The organism is Micromonospora sp. NPDC049204 (assembly GCF_040647935.1).
In the GTDB taxonomy this organism is placed as follows: Bacteria; Actinomycetota; Actinomycetes; order Mycobacteriales; family Micromonosporaceae; genus Micromonospora.
Genome location: NZ_JBEZDC010000001.1, coordinates 62,865 through 77,933, shown reverse-complemented (window position 1 = coordinate 77,933; position 15,069 = coordinate 62,865). Strand labels below are relative to the sequence as shown.

20 protein-coding genes are annotated in these 15,069 nt (G+C 71.1%); 14 read left to right on the top strand and 6 right to left on the bottom strand.

What is annotated here, in order from left to right; translation table 11 throughout:
* Positions 1-13: 13 nt before the first annotated feature.
* The 4 genes from AB0A90_RS00390 (at position 14) to AB0A90_RS00375 (ending at position 3,706) form a co-directional block, all read left to right on the top strand.
* On the top strand, positions 14-325 hold the full coding sequence (locus AB0A90_RS00390; protein WP_357239204.1) for a MazG-like family protein: 312 nt from the start codon (positions 14-16) through the stop codon (positions 323-325).
* A gap of 623 nt (positions 326-948) precedes the next feature.
* Positions 949-1,512, top strand: coding sequence for a hypothetical protein (locus AB0A90_RS00385; RefSeq protein WP_357239201.1), 564 nt, complete (start codon positions 949-951; stop codon positions 1,510-1,512).
* A 500-nt stretch (positions 1,513-2,012) separates the two neighbouring features.
* Positions 2,013-2,987: a pirin family protein gene (locus tag AB0A90_RS00380; RefSeq protein ID WP_357239198.1), complete on the top strand. Its 975-nt coding sequence runs from the start codon at positions 2,013-2,015 to the stop codon at positions 2,985-2,987.
* A gap of 53 nt (positions 2,988-3,040) precedes the next feature.
* A complete protein-coding gene (locus tag AB0A90_RS00375) occupies positions 3,041-3,706 on the top strand; it encodes a hypothetical protein (protein WP_357239195.1) in 666 nt (221 codons plus the stop codon).
* A gap of 271 nt (positions 3,707-3,977) precedes the next feature.
* Here AB0A90_RS00375 and AB0A90_RS00370 read toward each other — a convergent pair whose 3' ends face one another.
* Together AB0A90_RS00370 and AB0A90_RS00365 are read right to left on the bottom strand one after the other, a co-directional pair.
* Positions 3,978-4,658: a DUF1345 domain-containing protein gene (locus AB0A90_RS00370; RefSeq protein ID WP_357239192.1), complete on the bottom strand. Its 681-nt coding sequence runs from the start codon at positions 4,656-4,658 to the stop codon at positions 3,978-3,980.
* Positions 4,659-4,700: 42 nt separating this feature from the next.
* Positions 4,701-4,973, bottom strand: coding sequence for a DUF2795 domain-containing protein (locus AB0A90_RS00365; protein ID WP_328654669.1), 273 nt, complete (start codon positions 4,971-4,973; stop codon positions 4,701-4,703).
* A gap of 157 nt (positions 4,974-5,130) precedes the next feature.
* Between AB0A90_RS00365 and AB0A90_RS00360 the strand changes: the two genes are divergently transcribed.
* The 5 genes from AB0A90_RS00360 (at position 5,131) to AB0A90_RS00340 (ending at position 8,548) form a co-directional block, all read left to right on the top strand.
* Positions 5,131-5,541, top strand: a complete 411-nt coding sequence (locus AB0A90_RS00360) for a DUF2267 domain-containing protein (RefSeq protein ID WP_357239188.1) — start codon at positions 5,131-5,133, stop codon at positions 5,539-5,541.
* A gap of 204 nt (positions 5,542-5,745) precedes the next feature.
* Positions 5,746-6,771, top strand: a complete 1,026-nt coding sequence (locus tag AB0A90_RS00355; RefSeq protein WP_357239185.1) for a TerC/Alx family metal homeostasis membrane protein — start codon at positions 5,746-5,748, stop codon at positions 6,769-6,771.
* 76 nt (positions 6,772-6,847) lie between these two features.
* The gene (locus AB0A90_RS00350) at positions 6,848-7,447 is read left to right on the top strand and encodes a sulfite oxidase-like oxidoreductase (protein WP_357239182.1); all 600 of its coding nucleotides are present in this window, start codon (positions 6,848-6,850) and stop codon (positions 7,445-7,447) included.
* A 7-nt stretch (positions 7,448-7,454) separates the two neighbouring features.
* Positions 7,455-8,219 carry a ferredoxin reductase gene (locus AB0A90_RS00345; protein WP_357240634.1) on the top strand — a complete coding sequence of 255 codons (765 nt, stop codon included), beginning with the start codon at positions 7,455-7,457 and terminating at the stop codon, positions 8,217-8,219.
* 35 nt (positions 8,220-8,254) lie between these two features.
* Entirely contained in the window at positions 8,255-8,548 is a 294-nt protein-coding gene (locus AB0A90_RS00340) for a DUF6510 family protein (protein ID WP_357239179.1), read from the top strand.
* 18 nt (positions 8,549-8,566) lie between these two features.
* Here AB0A90_RS00340 and AB0A90_RS00335 read toward each other — a convergent pair whose 3' ends face one another.
* The gene (locus tag AB0A90_RS00335; protein WP_357239176.1) at positions 8,567-9,283 is read right to left on the bottom strand and encodes an MBL fold metallo-hydrolase; all 717 of its coding nucleotides are present in this window, start codon (positions 9,281-9,283) and stop codon (positions 8,567-8,569) included.
* A 110-nt stretch (positions 9,284-9,393) separates the two neighbouring features.
* On the opposite strand from AB0A90_RS00335, the gene AB0A90_RS00330 reads away from it, so the two are divergent.
* Positions 9,394-9,948: a WHG domain-containing protein gene (locus AB0A90_RS00330; protein WP_357239174.1), complete on the top strand. Its 555-nt coding sequence runs from the start codon at positions 9,394-9,396 to the stop codon at positions 9,946-9,948.
* Positions 9,949-10,016: 68 nt separating this feature from the next.
* Here the strand turns inward: AB0A90_RS00330 and AB0A90_RS00325 are convergent, their stop codons facing one another.
* Both AB0A90_RS00325 and AB0A90_RS00320 read right to left on the bottom strand, forming a co-directional pair.
* Positions 10,017-10,766 carry an SDR family oxidoreductase gene (locus tag AB0A90_RS00325; protein WP_357239172.1) on the bottom strand — a complete coding sequence of 250 codons (750 nt, stop codon included), beginning with the start codon at positions 10,764-10,766 and terminating at the stop codon, positions 10,017-10,019.
* Between the two features lie 38 nt (positions 10,767-10,804).
* On the bottom strand, positions 10,805-11,722 hold the full coding sequence (locus tag AB0A90_RS00320; protein ID WP_357239169.1) for a TIGR03620 family F420-dependent LLM class oxidoreductase: 918 nt from the start codon (positions 11,720-11,722) through the stop codon (positions 10,805-10,807).
* Between the two features lie 132 nt (positions 11,723-11,854).
* Here AB0A90_RS00320 and AB0A90_RS00315 point away from each other — a divergent pair, with 132 nt between their 5' ends.
* Positions 11,855-12,463: a TetR/AcrR family transcriptional regulator gene (locus tag AB0A90_RS00315; RefSeq protein ID WP_357239166.1), complete on the top strand. Its 609-nt coding sequence runs from the start codon at positions 11,855-11,857 to the stop codon at positions 12,461-12,463.
* Positions 12,464-12,584: 121 nt separating this feature from the next.
* Positions 12,585-13,310 carry a VOC family protein gene (locus AB0A90_RS00310; protein ID WP_357239163.1) on the top strand — a complete coding sequence of 242 codons (726 nt, stop codon included), beginning with the start codon at positions 12,585-12,587 and terminating at the stop codon, positions 13,308-13,310.
* 52 nt (positions 13,311-13,362) lie between these two features.
* Here AB0A90_RS00310 and AB0A90_RS00305 read toward each other — a convergent pair whose 3' ends face one another.
* Positions 13,363-14,037 carry an NAD(P)H-binding protein gene (locus AB0A90_RS00305; protein WP_357239160.1) on the bottom strand — a complete coding sequence of 225 codons (675 nt, stop codon included), beginning with the start codon at positions 14,035-14,037 and terminating at the stop codon, positions 13,363-13,365.
* A gap of 97 nt (positions 14,038-14,134) precedes the next feature.
* Between AB0A90_RS00305 and AB0A90_RS00300 the strand changes: the two genes are divergently transcribed.
* Both AB0A90_RS00300 and AB0A90_RS00295 read left to right on the top strand, forming a co-directional pair.
* A complete protein-coding gene (locus tag AB0A90_RS00300) occupies positions 14,135-14,524 on the top strand; it encodes a helix-turn-helix domain-containing protein (protein ID WP_357239157.1) in 390 nt (129 codons plus the stop codon).
* A complete protein-coding gene (locus AB0A90_RS00295) occupies positions 14,521-15,042 on the top strand; it encodes a GNAT family protein (protein WP_357239154.1) in 522 nt (173 codons plus the stop codon). The genes AB0A90_RS00300 and AB0A90_RS00295 overlap by 4 nt, the downstream gene beginning before the upstream one ends.
* Positions 15,043-15,069 lie beyond the last annotated feature (27 nt).

Below are 15,069 nucleotides of genomic sequence, written 5' to 3'. Positions count from 1 at the left end.
TTGACTTGTCGGCGTGGACGAGTTGATCTGGGAGGCGGCCCGAGCGTCGCGCACGTGGCTGGACACGGCGAACGGCACCGGGCAGACCGAACTGACCTGCCGCATCCTCAAGCTGACCGAGGAGGCGGGGGAGGCGTCCGCCGCGTGGATCGGTCTGCTCGGGCAGAATCCTCGCAAAGGTGTCACCCACACCCGCGAGGACGTCGCGGCGGAGTTGGCGGACGTCGCCTTCACGGCGTTGGTGGCCATCGAGAGCCTGGGGTTGGACGCGCAGACCGTCCTGGACGCCTGCGCCGCGAAGGTGCGCTCCCGCCTCGCCGGGTGAACCCGCCCCGGCCGAGGCCCCCGTACGCCGCGCGCGGCGTGGCCGGAGGCCGTGCGCGCCTAGGCGGGCATGATCGACTCGGTTCTCTTGATATCGGGGTGACTGTGGGTCCGGGATAGCCCGATTTTCTTGAAGTCGAGTGGATCGTGCTCGTTTGGTGGCTCAAGGTCATGGGCGCGAGATGATGTGGGTGTCTTGTCCGGTCAGGGTGGGTTCTGGGCTGTGGCCGGGCGCACCCGTGGGGCGGAATCGTGGCGGGGTCGGGGTCGTTACACACCCTGATGATCGCAGGACCACCGCCCGGCCGCCCGGCCCGCCGGGGGTGGGAATGCGGGACCCGGTCGGGTCGTTGTAGTCCCCACGAACGACCGTAGGCATCGCCTTCACGTGGGTGCCGATGGATGGGCCGCCCCCCGGAATGACCCTGGCCCCCCGGTCGTTACATCTGGACCCCGGCGCCCTGAGCCCTCCGCTCGGTAGGTCGCCGACTCCGACGCCCGCGAGGGTGTTACCCCTCAGACTTCCCCCTTGTGAACGTGCAGCGCCGGACGAGGTGCTCACACCCTGCCGCCGTTCCCCCCTTTTGGCGGTCGGGGTGTCCTACCCCCGAAGGAGCTACCCCCATGAACACGATCATGCGTAAGAGCGTGCTGTCCGTTGCTGGTCTCGCGTTCGCCGGTGGTGTGTTCGCCGGCCCGATCGCCGCCCACGCCGCCACCCCGGTTGAGGGCAAGCCCGTCGCGGCGGCCGTGCAGACCACCGCGCCGAAGCCGCAGGGCGAGCAGTCGCACATCGACCTCAACGAGGAGAAGACCGCCAACGTCAAGGCGATCATCGCCGCCACGAAGAAGGCCGGCCTGCCCGAGCGGGCTGCGGTGATCTCGATCGCGACGAGCCTGCAGGAGTCGAAGCTGGACAACCTCGGCCACCTGGGCGACATGAACGACCACGACTCGCTGGGCCTGTTCCAGCAGCGCCCGTCCAGCGGTTGGGGCACGCCGGAGCAGATCACCGACCCCGCCTACTCCACCACCGTGTTCCTCAAGGGCCTCAAGCAGGTCGACGGCTGGCAGGACATGCCCCTGACCGAGGCCGCGCAGACCGTCCAGGTGTCCGCCTACCCCGACGCCTACGCCCAGTGGGAGCAGCAGGCCACCGACCTCGTCAGCCAGCACTGGAACAGCTGACCCACCGCACTACCGCACTACCGCACTACACGGACCGCTGGCCGGCACCCCGCAAACCGGGTGCCGGCCAGCGGCGTATCCGCCGCCTGGTCGGGGCTGGCGGGCTGGGCGGTGAGGTGCCCGACGCACCCTCGGGCGTGCCGGGGAGCTGATTACCCCGACCTGATCGGTGGTTGTTCGCAGATCTTGGACAGTTACCGTTCGCGCGAAACGGTAACTGTCCAAGATCTCCGTTCCTGCGGCGGTGAAGTGCGCGATCGGCACCGCGGGCGGCGGTGACAAGCATGACCCGCACCGCCAGCGGCGGGGAGCGCGATTGACAGCGCCGGCGGAGGTGGGGAGTGCGCGACTGGCACCGAGTGATTCGGCCGTCCCGGCGGATGCGGTACCTGCCGGCGCGAACTCGACCTGGGCGCGGCGGGAACTGTCGTCCGGCTCTCGGCGAGCTCTTGACCAGGAAGCGCCGCGACGGTCCGAGGGCGTGAGCGTACAGTCGGGCGGTGGAGCGTACCGAATCGATGCTGGCGCAGACCCGGCCACCTGGCGTGGCCGACGTGGATCCCGGCAGTGTGCTGTTGCCCGGCCACGACGTGCCGTTGGGTCGGTACACCACGGTGCGGCGGTTGTTGCCGCAGCGGGTCCGTCGGATGGTCGGCGCCTGGTGTTTCGTGGACCATTTCGGCCCGGACGATGTGGCGCAGCGGCCCGGCATGGAGGTGCCGCCGCACCCGCACACCGGTCTGCAGACGGTGACGTGGCTCCTCGACGGTGAGATCCTGCACCGCGACAGCCTCGGAAACGTGCAGCCGATCCGGCCCGGTCAACTCAATGTGATGACCTCGGGCAACGGCATCGCCCACTCCGAGCGGTCGCCGGCCGTCCACCCGCCGGTGATGCACGGCGTGCAGCTCTGGGTGGCGCTGCCGGACCCGGCGCGGGCCGGGGCGGCCGACTTCGCGCACCACGCCGACCTGCCGCGGTGGCGCGACGGCGATCTTGATCTCACCCTGCTGGTGGGCGAGTTCGCCGGGCAGCGGTCACCGGCGGTGGTGCACACCCCGCTGGTCGGCGTGCAGTTGGAGTTGAGCGGTGAGGCGCCGACGACGTTGACGCTGCGGCCCGACTTCGAGTACGCCCTGCTGGCGATGTCCGGCGCCGCCGAGGCGGCCGAGGTGGGATTCGAGCCGGGGGAGTTGCTGTATCTGGGCTCCGGTCGCCGCGAGCTGACCGTGCGCGGTGGGGCCGGGGCCCGCTTGCTGTTGCTGGGCGGTGCGCCCTTCGAGGAGCCGCTGGTCATGTGGTGGAACTTCGTCGGCCGCTCGCACGAGGAGATCGCGGCAGCCCGCGCGGACTGGATGGCTGGGGACGGACGGTTCGGCGTGGTCGCCGACGATTCGGCGCCTCCGCTGCCGGCTCCCGCCCTGCCCACCACCCGCCTCAAGGCCCGCGACCGCACCGGCGGCCTGCACAGCTGACGCGGCCCGACGCGGGCCGGGTGTGACCGAGGGTCGCGCGGGTAGTCGCCGGCATGCCGACCACTCTGATCACGCCCCTGGCGGACCGGAAGCGTCTGGCGCGCCGCCTCGCCGGCAGCGGGCGGGGCTTCGCCGAGCAGTACGGCTTTCGGGTGACCAACAACCCGGCGAGCCTGTTCCAGGTGCTCTACCTGGCGGTGCTCCTGGCGCGTCGGGGCGACTTCCGCCGGGCGTTGGACGGGGCGCGGGCGTTGCGCGACGAGGGCTGGGACAGCGCCGCCCGGCTGGCCCGGTCACTGCACGAGGACCGGGTCCGGGTGCTGCGCGCGAGTGGCCAGCGCGGCGACGTGGACGCGCTGGCCGACGTGTTGGGTGACCTGGCCCGCACGGTGGTCGAGCGGTACCGGGGGGATCTGCGCCGTTTGCGGGCGGTGGCGCGGCACGACCCGGACCGGGAGCGGACGCTCCTCACCGAGCTTCCGGGCGTGGATGGTCAGGTCGTCGAGTTGTTTCTCCGTGAGGCGCAGGCGCTGTGGCGGGAGGTGGCGCCGGTCGCCGACCGCCGGGCGTTGGCGGCGGCCCGTCGGCTCGGTCTGGGCAGGTCGGCGGACGACCTGGCCGGCCTTGCCAGCGAGTCGGAGCAGTTGGCCTGGCTGGTGGGGGCGCTGGCCCGGGTCGACCTGGAGCACCGGTACGCGGAGGTGACTGGTCGGCCGTGACGTGCCCTGGCCCACACTTCGTCAAAATCTGACCAAACGGAGGATGTTCTGTCGTATGGTTGGACCCGGCAGTGCTGACCGCTCGGTTCGGGCGGGCATCCACCGCTTGGTGACCCGCGACCGGTTCGGACGCGGTTCACCGCCTGGGCAGGCTTGCGTGGCGCCCTGGGTCGCGGTTCGTGACCAGGGGCGCCCGCCTGTCCCGGCCCTTCCTTTCGCGCCGCTCCGTGCCACCTCCGGGGCCAGCGCGGCCCCCTCCATCGCAGCCCGCTCAGTTGGCCAGGCCGGCCAGCAGATTCACGGTCACGGCGATGATGAAGGCACCGAACAGGTACGACACCATCGAGTGCCGTAGCACCGTGCGACGCATCTCGTTGCTGGTCAGGTTGGTGTCGGAGATCTGGAACGTCGTCCCGATGGTGAATGCGACGTACGCGAAGTCGGAGTAGCACGGCGGCTCGGACTGGTTGAAGTTCACCCCGCCGTCCGGGCCGGTGTAGTAGATCCGGGCGTACCGGGCGGCGAACACGGTGTGCACCACGAACCAGGACAGCAGCACGCTGAGGACGCCGAGGGCGCCGTGCGCCTCCCGGCCGAGCCCGGGTGGCGCGCTCTGGGCGCTGGCCACCACCAGTCCCACGGCCAGCAGGCTGGCCAGGCAGGCGACGAGCAGCAGCGCGTCGCGGATCGCCCGATTCGGGTCCTCGTGTACGGCCAGCCGCGCGGTCCGCTCGGCGTCCATCGGCCAGAGCTTGTGCCAGACCAGGGCGAGCCAGCTCAGCGCGCCCACGTCCCAGCCCGCGAGCGCGGCGAGCGGTAGGGGTAGCAGCAGCGCGAAGAGGCAGCCGGCGATGACACCGACCACGGCCACCACGGCGAGTTGCACTGCGGCCGGAAAGCGCACGTCCGGCGGTCGGGAGGACGGTCGGTGTGCGGGGCCGGGGTGGGTCATCGGCGACGCCCCGGTGTCGGAGCCGTGGCCGCCACCGCCGGGTCAGATGCCGCGCAGATGCTGCGAGACCCGGTTGTGCGTCTTGTCCCGGGCCTGTTCGGCGCGCTGCGCGGGACCCACCTCGGGCGCGGCCTCGATGCCGGCCGACCGGGCCACCTCGGTGCCGTTGGCGTAGTCCACCGGCGGCAGGGCCCGCAACGCCTTCAGTACGTCCGGCGGGGCGCCCTCCCGTTCGGCCTCGCGGACCACGTCGTCCTTCTCGGCCGGGTAGTCCAGGCTCGACAGGTACTGCAGGACGTCGGCGTAGCTCGCCATGGCGTGGGCTCCCTCGGGGCATCGATGTGGTCACGACCGGCGGCGGTTACCCACCCGCCGGCCGGTCACGCCCGAGCGACGCAGGAATCCCGGCGCCGTTTCCGCCCCGCCGCCGCGGGTACCCGCAAACGCCGACGCGAGCCCAAGGGAGTACGCGATGAACTACGACACCTTCATCGACCAGGTTTCCCACCGCACCGCGACGTCCTCGGAGCGCGCGGTCGAGGTGACCCGCGCCGTCCTGGAGACGTTCGCCGAGCGGCTGACCGGCGGCGAGGTCCTGGACCTGGCCGCCCAACTGCCGCAGCCGTTGCAACTGGTGCTCAAGCCGAGCCCGAGCACGGAGCAGGCGGACCGGTTCGGGGCGGCCGAGTTCGTCGCCCGGGTGGCGTTGCGCGCGGGGGTGCAGGAGCCGGCCGCCGGGGACGCCACGCGGGCGGTCTTCACCACCCTGCGGGAGGCGATCACCGGTGGTGAGTTCGATGACGTCGTCACTCAGTTGCCGCGCGACTATCGGGGCCTGGTGGAGCAGGCGATGGCTCCGGGGGCGACGCTGCGCCGTGCCTGATCGCGGCGCACACAGCTGTTTACCAGGGCAACCATTGATGTCCCGCTTGGCTTGGGGATTCAGCCTGGCCTAACCTTGTCGTGCGAGGGGAGTACTTCCCACGAACCATTCCGGTCAGTACGGCACGCCCGGCGTGCCTCGGGTGGTTGCCCATCAGGTGATGGGTGAAGGAGACCTCGAACATGACGGTGTTCGAGGAGAGCCATGACCGAAGTGTCTTATTTGTCCGCCGCCAGTGACCTGTCGTCGGTGGGCACGCCCACGCTGTGGGCGGTCACCATCATCGGCGTCCTTCTGCTGTTGGTGCTGGACTTCCTGGTCACCCGTCGCCCGCACGAGGTGTCCATGCGGGAGGCCCTCGGCTGGTCGGCCTTCTATATCGCGCTGCCGCTGGCGTTCGGCGGCTGGCTCTGGGCACGCTTCGGCTCCCAGCAGGGTGTGGAGTACCTGACCGGTTACCTGGTGGAGAAGTCGCTCTCGGTCGACAACCTCTTCGTCTTCATGCTGCTGCTGGCCGCGTTCGCGGTGCCGGCGGTGCTCGCCCAGCGGGTGCTGCTCTACGGCATCGCTGGCGCGCTGGTGTTGCGGGCCATCTTCATCGCGCTCGGCGCGGCGGCGTTGCAGACCCTCGACTTCGCCTTCCTGCTCTTCGCGATCATCCTCATCGCCACCGCGGTGAAGCTGTTGCGCGACGCCCTCTCCGGGCACCAGCAGGAAGTCGACATCAACAAGATGCGCTCCGTGAAACTGCTGCGCAAGGTCATGCCGGTGGTCGACGACTACCACGGCACGAAGATGACCGTCCGGCAGGGCGCGAAGCGGGCACTCACCCCGTTCGCCCTGGTGGTGGTGGCGGTTCTGGCCACCGACATCGTCTTCGCGGTCGACTCGGTGCCGGCCGTCTACGGCATCACCGAGGACCCGTACCTGGTCTTCGCCACCAACGCGTTCGCTCTGCTCGGCCTGCGGGCGCTCTACTTCGTCCTGCACGCGGCCCTGAGCCGGCTGGTGCACCTCAGCTACGGCCTGGCCGTCATCCTGGCGTTCATCGGCCTCAAGCTCGGTCTGCACTGGGCGCACGGCATCTGGGACAGCGTGCCGCAGATCCCCACCCTGGCCTCGCTCGGCGTGATCATCGGCGTGCTGGCGGTGGTCACCCTGACCAGCCTGCGCGCCACCCGGGGCGGCGACGTGCCCGAGGAGCGCGAGGTCGTCGCGGAGCGGCACTGACCGCACTGCGCCGGCACGACCAGGAGGTACGCGGGAAAGCTCCCGGCCGGGCCGGCGCGGATGGTACGACTGTGCAATGGGAATCGTGTCACCGGGCTTTCAGGGTCGGCCCCGAACGCAGGAGCCGGCCCTGCCACCCGGCCAGTACCTGACCGAGGACTTCCCGGTGCTCTCGGCCGGCCCGACGCCCCGGGTGTCCCTGGACACCTGGGAGTTCGTCATCGCCGCCGAGAACGGCAGCGAGCACCGGTGGTCGTGGCAGGAGTTGATGGCCCTGCCGCAGGAGACGCCACAGGTGGACATCCACTGCGTCACCCGCTGGTCCAAGCTCGGCACCACGTGGCAGGGCGTCTCCCTGGACACGCTGCTCACCGACGTCGACACCGGCGCGCACTTCGCGCTGGCGCACTCCTACGGCGGGTACACCACGAACCTGCCGTTGGACGACCTGCGCGGTGGCCAGGCCTGGGTGGTGCACACCTTCGACGGCGCCCCGCTGCCCGCCGAGCACGGTGGGCCGGCCCGGCTGCTGGTGCCGCACCTGTACTTCTGGAAGTCCGCCAAGTGGGTGCGCGGCCTCCGGCTCAAGACGATGGACGAGCCGGGGTTCTGGGAGACCGCCGGCTATCACGACTACGGCGACCCGTGGCGCGAACAGCGGTACCAGGGTGACTGAGCGCGCCGTGGCGACGAGCACCCAGCGCCGGACGCCCAACCGGTGGCAGGTCGGCCGGCTGGTGGAGCGCCGGGTGGAGACACCCAGCGCGCAGACCCTGGTGCTGGAGGTGCCGGACTGGCCGGGGCACCTGCCGGGGCAGCACGTCGACCTGCGGCTCACCGCCCCGGACGGCTACCAGGCCGCCCGGTCGTACTCGATCGCCGGGCCGGTGGTGGACGGCCCGGGTGGCCCGCGCATCGAGGTGACCGTCCAGCGGGTGCACGACGGCGAGGTGTCCCCGTACCTCATCGATGTCTTTGGCGCCGGCGACCCGGTGGAGGTCCGCGGACCGCTCGGTGGCTGGTTCATCTGGCGGCCCGAGGAGACCGCGCCGGTGCAGCTGGTCGCCGGTGGTTCCGGCATCGTGCCGTTGATGGCGATGATCCGGGCGCGGCGGGCGACCGGCAGCAAGGCGCCGTTCCGGCTGATCTACTCGGTGCGCACCCCGGGCGACGTGATCTACGCCGACGAGCTGCGCCGCCGGGTCCGCGACGACTTCGGCCTGGACATCGCGTACGTCTACACCCGCGAGGCGCCCGAGGGCTGGCGCGGCGAGCCGCACCGGATCGGGTTGGCCGACGTCAACACGCACGGCTGGCCGCCGGACCTGGAACCGCTCACCTACGTGTGCGGTCCGACCGCGTTCGTGGAGACCGTGGCCGACCTGCTGGTGGGGTTGGGTCATCCGTCGCGGCGGGTCAAGACCGAACGCTTCGGCCCCACCGGCTGACCGCCCGCCCGCTCCCGTAACGCCGAGGAGATCCGATGACCGAGATGTCGTACCTGGACGGCAACATGCTCGACGGCCCGATGCGTGAGCTGTTCACCGTGGACCTGAGCACCGCGATGGGCCGTTGCGAGAACTGCGGGACGACCGGCTCGATGGCCAGCCTGCACGTCTACTCGCACGCCCCGGGTCTGGTCGCCCGCTGCCCCTCCTGCGAGGAGGTGATGGTGCGACTGGTCCGTGGACCGGACCGGGCCTGGCTGGACCTACGCGGCACCACGTACCTCCAGGTGCCGATGCCGATGGAACAGACGTTTCCCGGCCCGCTCTGACGGATCGCCCCGGCCGGGTCAGGCGTCGGCGACCGTCCTGATCGCGCGGATCGCCTCGGCGACCCCACCGGACCACGGCGTGCCGTGGCCCGGTAACACCCACGACGCCTGAACGTCCTCGAGGTGGCGCAGCGACGCCAGCGCCTGGTGGGGGTCGTCGGTGAAGGGCGCGGGTTGTGGACCCCGCTGGCCGGTCAGCACGTGCCGGGTGGTCAGGGCGTCGCCGACGAAGACGGCGTCGGCGATCGGCACGTGGATGGCGATGCTGCCCGCCGAGTGCCCGGGGACCGCGATGACGCGTGGCGCGCCGGGCAGGTCGAGCACCTGGCCGTCGTGCACGGCGACGACCTCGGTGAGGTGAGTGGTGCGAAGTCCGCCCTTGCGCATCGCGTACCAGAAGAAGCCGGCCGTCGCGCCGAGCTTCATCGTGCCCCACGACATGTCGGCCTTGACCTCACCTCGCGCGCGGGCGGCGTCCGCCTCGTGCACGTAGATCGGGACACCGTGGTCGCGCCGAAGCCGTTCGGCGAACCCGAGGTGGTCGGTGTCGCCGTGGGTGAGGACGACGCCGCGGATGTCGTCCACCGAGCGGCCCAGGTCCGACAGCTCGGCCCGCAGCTCGCGCCAGTGCCCGGCCAGGCCCGCGTCGATGACTGTCACACCCTCGTCCGTGTCGACGAGGTAGACGGCCACGATGTCGTTGCCGATGCGGCGCAGGTGCGGGGCGAGCCTCATCGCCGCACCCGTGTCGGGATTGCTATCGTCTGCATGTGGCTATGGTACGTAGCCATCATGGCTATGGTCAATAGCCATCGAATCCGACCCCCGATCCGGAGGGAAGCGGCATGCCGACGCCCGATCGGACCTCCGTCGACGCCATCGTCCGCGCCGGGCAGGACATCCTGGAATCAGCGGGTATCGCCGGCCTGACCATGCAGGCCGTCGCCGACCGGGTCGGCGTGCGCGCGCCGTCGCTGTACAAGCGGGTGCGAAACCGCGACGACCTGGTGCGCCTCATCACCGAAGCCACCATTCGCGACCTCGGGGAACGGCTCGCGGTGATCGTCGCCGGCACCGACCCACGCCGCGAGTTGGCCGAGCTGGCCCGAGCCTTTCGCGCGTTCGCGCACGCCCGACCGCGGGGCTACCAGCTGATCTTCGCGCCGCGATCCGACCTCGCCGGCCCCAGCATCGTCCTGACCCACGCCGTCGAACCCGTACTGCGGGTGACCGCGAACCTCGCCGGCGAGGACCACGCCCTGGACGCCGCACGCACGCTCACCGCGTGGGCGAACGGATTCGTCAGCATGGAACTGGCCGGGGCCTTCAAGCTGGGCGGCGATGTGGACCAGGCATACGAGTACGGCATCGCCCGTCTCGCCGACGCGCTGGCCCGATGAACACCGGTCCACGGTGCCGGCCGACGTCGCGCCGCCGGCCGGCACCGTGCTCGTGGGCAACGCCTCGATCAGACCTGGTTCGCGCCACCGTCGACGAAGATCTCGCCGCCGGTCATGAAGCTGCTCTGGTCGGAGGCCAGGAACAGCGCGGCGTTCGCGATCTCCTCCGGCTGGCCCATCCGGCCCAGCGGCACCGTGGCGGCGAGCATCTGCAGCAGCGCGGGTGCCTCCTCCGGGCTGGCGGCCAGCCCGGTGATGCCCGGAGTCTCGGTCGGGCCCGGGACGAGGGTGTTGACCCTGATCCCGCGACCAGCCAGCTCGGCGGCCCAGGTGCGACCGAACGATCGGATGGCGGCCTTGGAGGCGGCGTAGACGCCGAAGGCGGGGCCGCCCTTCGTCGCCGCGGTCGAGCCGGTCAGGATGACCGACGCGCCGTCGTTGAGCACCGGCAGGGCTTTCTGGACGGTGAACAGGGTGCCGCGCACGTTGCTGTCGAACGCGTCCGAGTAGTGCTCCACGGTGATGGTGCCCAGGGCGGCGAACTCCCCACCACCGGCGTTGGCGAACAGCACGTCCAGTCCGTTGCCGTGGGTCGTGATCGCGTCGAAGAGGCGGTCGAGGTCGTCGAGATCGCTGACGTCGCTGCGGATCCCGGTGGCATTCGGGCCGATGGCCGCGACGGCCTCGTCCAGCTGCTGCTGGCGGCGGCCGGTGACGAAGACGTGTGCGCCTTCGGCCGCGAAGCGGCGGGCCGCGGCCAGGCCGATGCCGGTGGTGCCACCGGTGACCAGTGCGGTCTTGCCATTGAGCTGAGCCATGAGTCGTACTCCTTGGTGTGGGTGGTGGGGCACAACGGTCAGTTGGTGCCCGGTGTGCGGGTGGTGAAGTGGGGCAGCAGCGTGGCGAGTTCCCGCCAGTGCCGCCGCGGCGGACCGTCGCCGTCGCCGGCGTCGGGCCGGAGGACGTGCAGGGTGACGTGGTCGGCGCCCGCGTCCAGGTGGGCCTGGATGCGGTCGGCGACGTCGTCGAGGTCTCCCCAGGCGACGAGGGCGTCGATCAGGCGGTCGCTGCCGCCCGGGACCAGGTCCTCCGCACCGAAGCCGAGGCGGCCGAGGTTGGCGCGGTAGGCGGGGAAACCGATGAACATCCCGATGCCGGCGCGGGCGGTCGCCCGCGCCCGGGTGGGATCGCGGTCCAGGACGACCGCGAGGTGCGGGGCGATGAGTGGGGCGTCGCCCACGCGTGCCCGATGCGCCGCCGAGTATTCGGGAGTCACGAGGAACGGGTGCCAACCGGAGGTACGCGTGCTGGCCAGATCGACCATTTTTGGACCCAGCGCGCCGAGAAGGCGCCGGTCGGCCGGAATCGGGTGGGGTGCGGCGTCGAGCCCGTCGAGGAAGCGACGCATCGACACCGTCGGTGTGCCGTAGTCCTGGCCGGCGTTGGCGGCGGAGTGGGCGTTGCTGACGCCGAGGCCCAGAACAGCGCGCGGGCCGTACGTCGCGTCCAGCGCGGACCAGCGGCTCCCCAGGGCGGCCGGGTCCTGGCCCCACATGGACAGCACGCCCAGGGCGACAGTGGCGTGTGGCGCGGCGGCCAGCAGGTGCTCGACGTCGTCCACCGCCCCCGGGCCGTCGAGGCCGGGGATCCAGAGCGCCGGAAAGCCCAGTTGGTCCAGCTCGGCCGCGGCCTCGCGGACCTCGGGTCGGGCCGCTCCGCGCAGCTCCGTGCTCCAGATCCCGACCGGGCCGAGCGTGTGCCTCACGTGCTCCATGGCGAACCCCCTCCACACATCTGTACCGCTCGGTATGGAAAGAACCTAGCAGGGTCCACGGTCATTCCCCAAACTTTTGTACCGATCGGTTTCCGCGGGCGGTAGAGTGGGCGCGGCAAGGGGGTGGAGGAGATGACCCAGACCGGACGACCGCGTGGTTTCGACACCGACGAGGCCCTGGATCGGGCGATGGAGGTGTTCTGGCGACACGGCTACGAGGGCGCCTCACTGACCGAGCTCACCGGGGCCATGGGCATCAACAAGCCCAGCCTCTACGCGGCGTTCGGCAATAAAGAGGGCCTGTTCCGCACAGTGGTGGCCCGGTACGCGGACGTCGAGATGGCCTACGCGCGCGACGCGCTGGACCAGCCGACCGCCCGGGACGTGGCGGCGGTGCTGCTCCGGGAGAACGTGGTGGCGCTGACCCGCCCCGACCGTCCCGCCGGCTGCCTCTCGATCCAGGGCGGCACCGCCTGCGGCACCGACAACGCGGCCATCTCCGACTTCCTGGCGGCCAGCCGGCGAACGGGGGAGAACGCCCTGGCGGCCCGCTTCACCCGCGCCGTCGAGGAGGGTGACCTCCCAGCGGAGGTCGACCCCACCGCCCTGGCCCGCTTCCTGAGCGTCGTCACCGAGGGCCACGCCGTCCATGCGGCAGCCGGCGCCCGACGTGACCAACTGGAACAGTCGGCCGAGATCGCCCTGCACGCCTTCACCGCCGCGGCGTATCCCGTCCGGTGACCGGACGCTCGGCGCCCCGGTCGAGGCGCGGAAAGTCGGGTGCGGGTGACCCGGCCCGCCCCTTAGGCTCCCGCTCCAACGGCCGGCGCGGCGTCCGGTCGGAGGGGAGATGGGCGAGGCGATGACTGCACACCTGTTCGCGATCTGCTTCGACGCACGCGAGCCGCTGCGACTCGCGCGGTTCTGGTCCGGGCTCCTCGGCCGAGAGATCGTCGACGATCCACGTGACGGCGTTCTGCTGCTGCCCGCCGGCGACCCCGACTTCCGGATCCGCTTCCCCCAGCACCAGCAGCCCAAGGTCGTCCAGAACCGGATGCACTTCGACCTGACGAGCAGCTCGCTGGACGACCAGCAGCGGTCGGTGGCCAGGGCCCTCGAGCTCGGCGGACGACACATCGACATCGGTCAGGACCCGAACGACGATCACGTGGTGCTCGCCGACCCCGAGGGCAACGAGTTCGACGTGATCGGGCCGGGCAACAAATTCCTCGCCGACACCGGGCCGATCGGCGCGCTCGCCTGCGACGGATCGCCGCAGGTCGGCTACTTCTGGAGCGCCGCGCTGGGGTGGCCGCTGGTCTGGGACCAGGACGAGGAGACCGTCATCCAGTCGCCCCGCGGGGGCACGAAGATCTCCTGGGGCGGTCCGCCGTACATGCCGAACGGGGGCCGGGACCGGGTCCGATTCGACGTCGCCGTGGGCGTCGACACCGACCGGCCGGCGGAGATCGACCGCCTGCTGTCGCTCGGCGCGACAGTCCTCGACGCCGACGGCGGCGATATCGGCGGGCGGGTGTTGATGGCCGACCCGGACGGCGGCGAGTTCTGGCTTCGGACGGCACGCTAGCGCGGGTCCGAGCCGTGTTCGGCGGCTCTGCGGCCGGCGCGGACGGACCGGGTCAGTCGAAGACCGAGACGCGGGTGCGGTGGTGCCGAGGGGATTCGATCTCGTCGAGCACCGCGACCGCGAGGTCGGCGTACGACAGGGTGGTCGATCCGGACCGGGGCACGGTGTCCCCGCCAACCCGGTAGCGGCCCCGTGGTGGTGCCGCCACGTCCAGCATCGCCGGTGGGGTGAGCATCAGCCAGTCGACCGGGGTGTCCGCCGTACGGAGCCGCTCCAGGCCGGCGGTGTGCGACAGGGCGAACGGGCGGAGCTCACTCGGGAACGCCGTGGGGTCGTCCAGGATCAGGCGGCCGTGCTCGTCGTGGAGGTTGGCGAAGAGTCCGATGAGGACGAGGCGACGGACTCCGGTCTCGGTCATGCCGTGCAGGAGCGCGTCGACGGCGTTGACGAAGAACTGGTCGTCGAGTCGGCCGAGGGCGGCCAGGGCCTCGGGTCCGGATGCGGGGCTGACCGCGCTGACCACCGCGTCGTGACCGTGCAGGATCGTGGACGTCGAGCGCGGGTCCGTGACGTCCCCGCGGACCACCGAGACGCCGTCCGCGGCGATGTCGTTGCTCGGGTCCGGATTCCGGACGACGGCGGTGACCCGATGTCCACGGGCGCGGGCCTCGGCGGTGATGGCCCGTCCCGCTCTGCCACCGGCACCGAAGATGGCGATGCTGTTCATGGATTCGTCCCCCGTCTGGCTGTCGCTGCGGACCACGGGAACGGTATCTACGAGATACTGGTTACTACAAGGAAACCGGGATGGATGGGGGCATACCGTGGCGGAGCTGGATCCCGAGATGTTCGACCCGATGTGCCCCTCCGGTGCCCTGCCCTTCCAGATCGGTGACAAGTGGACCGGGATGGTCGTGCTCTGTCTACAGGGCGGTCGGCGTCGCTTCACCGAGATCCGGGTGCCCCTTCGTGGCGTCACACCCAAGGTGCTGACGCAGACCCTGCGGGCGATGGAACGCGACGGCCTGGTGGTGCGCACCGCGTACCCGGAAAATCCGCCGCGCGTCGAGTACGAACTCACCGACCTGGGGCGCACGCTGTTGAGCCTGATCGAGGCGGCGCGTGCCTGGAGCAAGGACCACCTCCCCGCCCTGCTCGACGCTCGGGAGGCGTGGACACGAGCGGCCTCGGCCGCTCCGAGTGGTCGGCCGTGAGATATCTGCGTACCGGTGGTCCCGCCGCGATCCGGCGGCCCCGGCCCACCGACTCCGACGAGTTCGTCGCCGCCGCCCGGCGCAGTCGGGACCTGCACCACCCGTGGTTGGTCGCGCCGTCCAGCCCGCAGGAGTACGACAACTACCTGAGGCGGATCCGCCGCCGCGACGGGGCCGGTTACCTGATCTGTGACCGGGCCAGCGGTGCGATCGCCGGCTACGTGAACATCAGCGGGATCGTGCTGGGTGCGCTGCGCGGTGGTTACCTGGGATACGCGGCGTTCCAGCCGTACAGCGGGACCGGGCACGCCTCGGCGGGCGTGGCGCTGGTGATCGACCACGCGTTCCACACGGTCGGACTGCACCGCCTGGAGGCGAACATCCAACCGGGCAACGAACCGTCGCGCCGGGTCGCCCGCAAGCTCGGTTTCCGGCTGGAGGGCTTCTCGCCGGACTACCTGTTCGTCGATGGCGCCTGGCGCGACCACGAACGCTGGGCGATCACCGCGCCGCGCTGACCGGGGTCAACGGAAATGGTCCCGCTC

Coding starts and splice junctions, on each gene's coding strand:
- AB0A90_RS00385 (WP_357239201.1), top strand. CDS start 949: ATGAACACGATCATGCGTAAGAGCGTGCTGTCCGTTGCTGGTCTCGCG.
- AB0A90_RS00375 (WP_357239195.1), top strand. CDS start 3,041: ATGCCGACCACTCTGATCACGCCCCTGGCGGACCGGAAGCGTCTGGCG.
- AB0A90_RS00370 (WP_357239192.1), bottom strand. CDS start 4,658: ATGACCCACCCCGGCCCCGCACACCGACCGTCCTCCCGACCGCCGGAC.
- AB0A90_RS00365 (WP_328654669.1), bottom strand. CDS start 4,973: ATGGCGAGCTACGCCGACGTCCTGCAGTACCTGTCGAGCCTGGACTAC.
- AB0A90_RS00360 (WP_357239188.1), top strand. CDS start 5,131: ATGAACTACGACACCTTCATCGACCAGGTTTCCCACCGCACCGCGACG.
- AB0A90_RS00355 (WP_357239185.1), top strand. CDS start 5,746: ATGACCGAAGTGTCTTATTTGTCCGCCGCCAGTGACCTGTCGTCGGTG.
- AB0A90_RS00350 (WP_357239182.1), top strand. CDS start 6,848: ATGGGAATCGTGTCACCGGGCTTTCAGGGTCGGCCCCGAACGCAGGAG.
- AB0A90_RS00340 (WP_357239179.1), top strand. CDS start 8,255: ATGACCGAGATGTCGTACCTGGACGGCAACATGCTCGACGGCCCGATG.
- AB0A90_RS00335 (WP_357239176.1), bottom strand. CDS start 9,283: ATGAGGCTCGCCCCGCACCTGCGCCGCATCGGCAACGACATCGTGGCC.
- AB0A90_RS00330 (WP_357239174.1), top strand. CDS start 9,394: ATGCCGACGCCCGATCGGACCTCCGTCGACGCCATCGTCCGCGCCGGG.
- AB0A90_RS00325 (WP_357239172.1), bottom strand. CDS start 10,766: ATGGCTCAGCTCAATGGCAAGACCGCACTGGTCACCGGTGGCACCACC.
- AB0A90_RS00320 (WP_357239169.1), bottom strand. CDS start 11,722: ATGGAGCACGTGAGGCACACGCTCGGCCCGGTCGGGATCTGGAGCACG.
- AB0A90_RS00315 (WP_357239166.1), top strand. CDS start 11,855: ATGACCCAGACCGGACGACCGCGTGGTTTCGACACCGACGAGGCCCTG.
- AB0A90_RS00310 (WP_357239163.1), top strand. CDS start 12,585: ATGACTGCACACCTGTTCGCGATCTGCTTCGACGCACGCGAGCCGCTG.
- AB0A90_RS00305 (WP_357239160.1), bottom strand. CDS start 14,037: ATGAACAGCATCGCCATCTTCGGTGCCGGTGGCAGAGCGGGACGGGCC.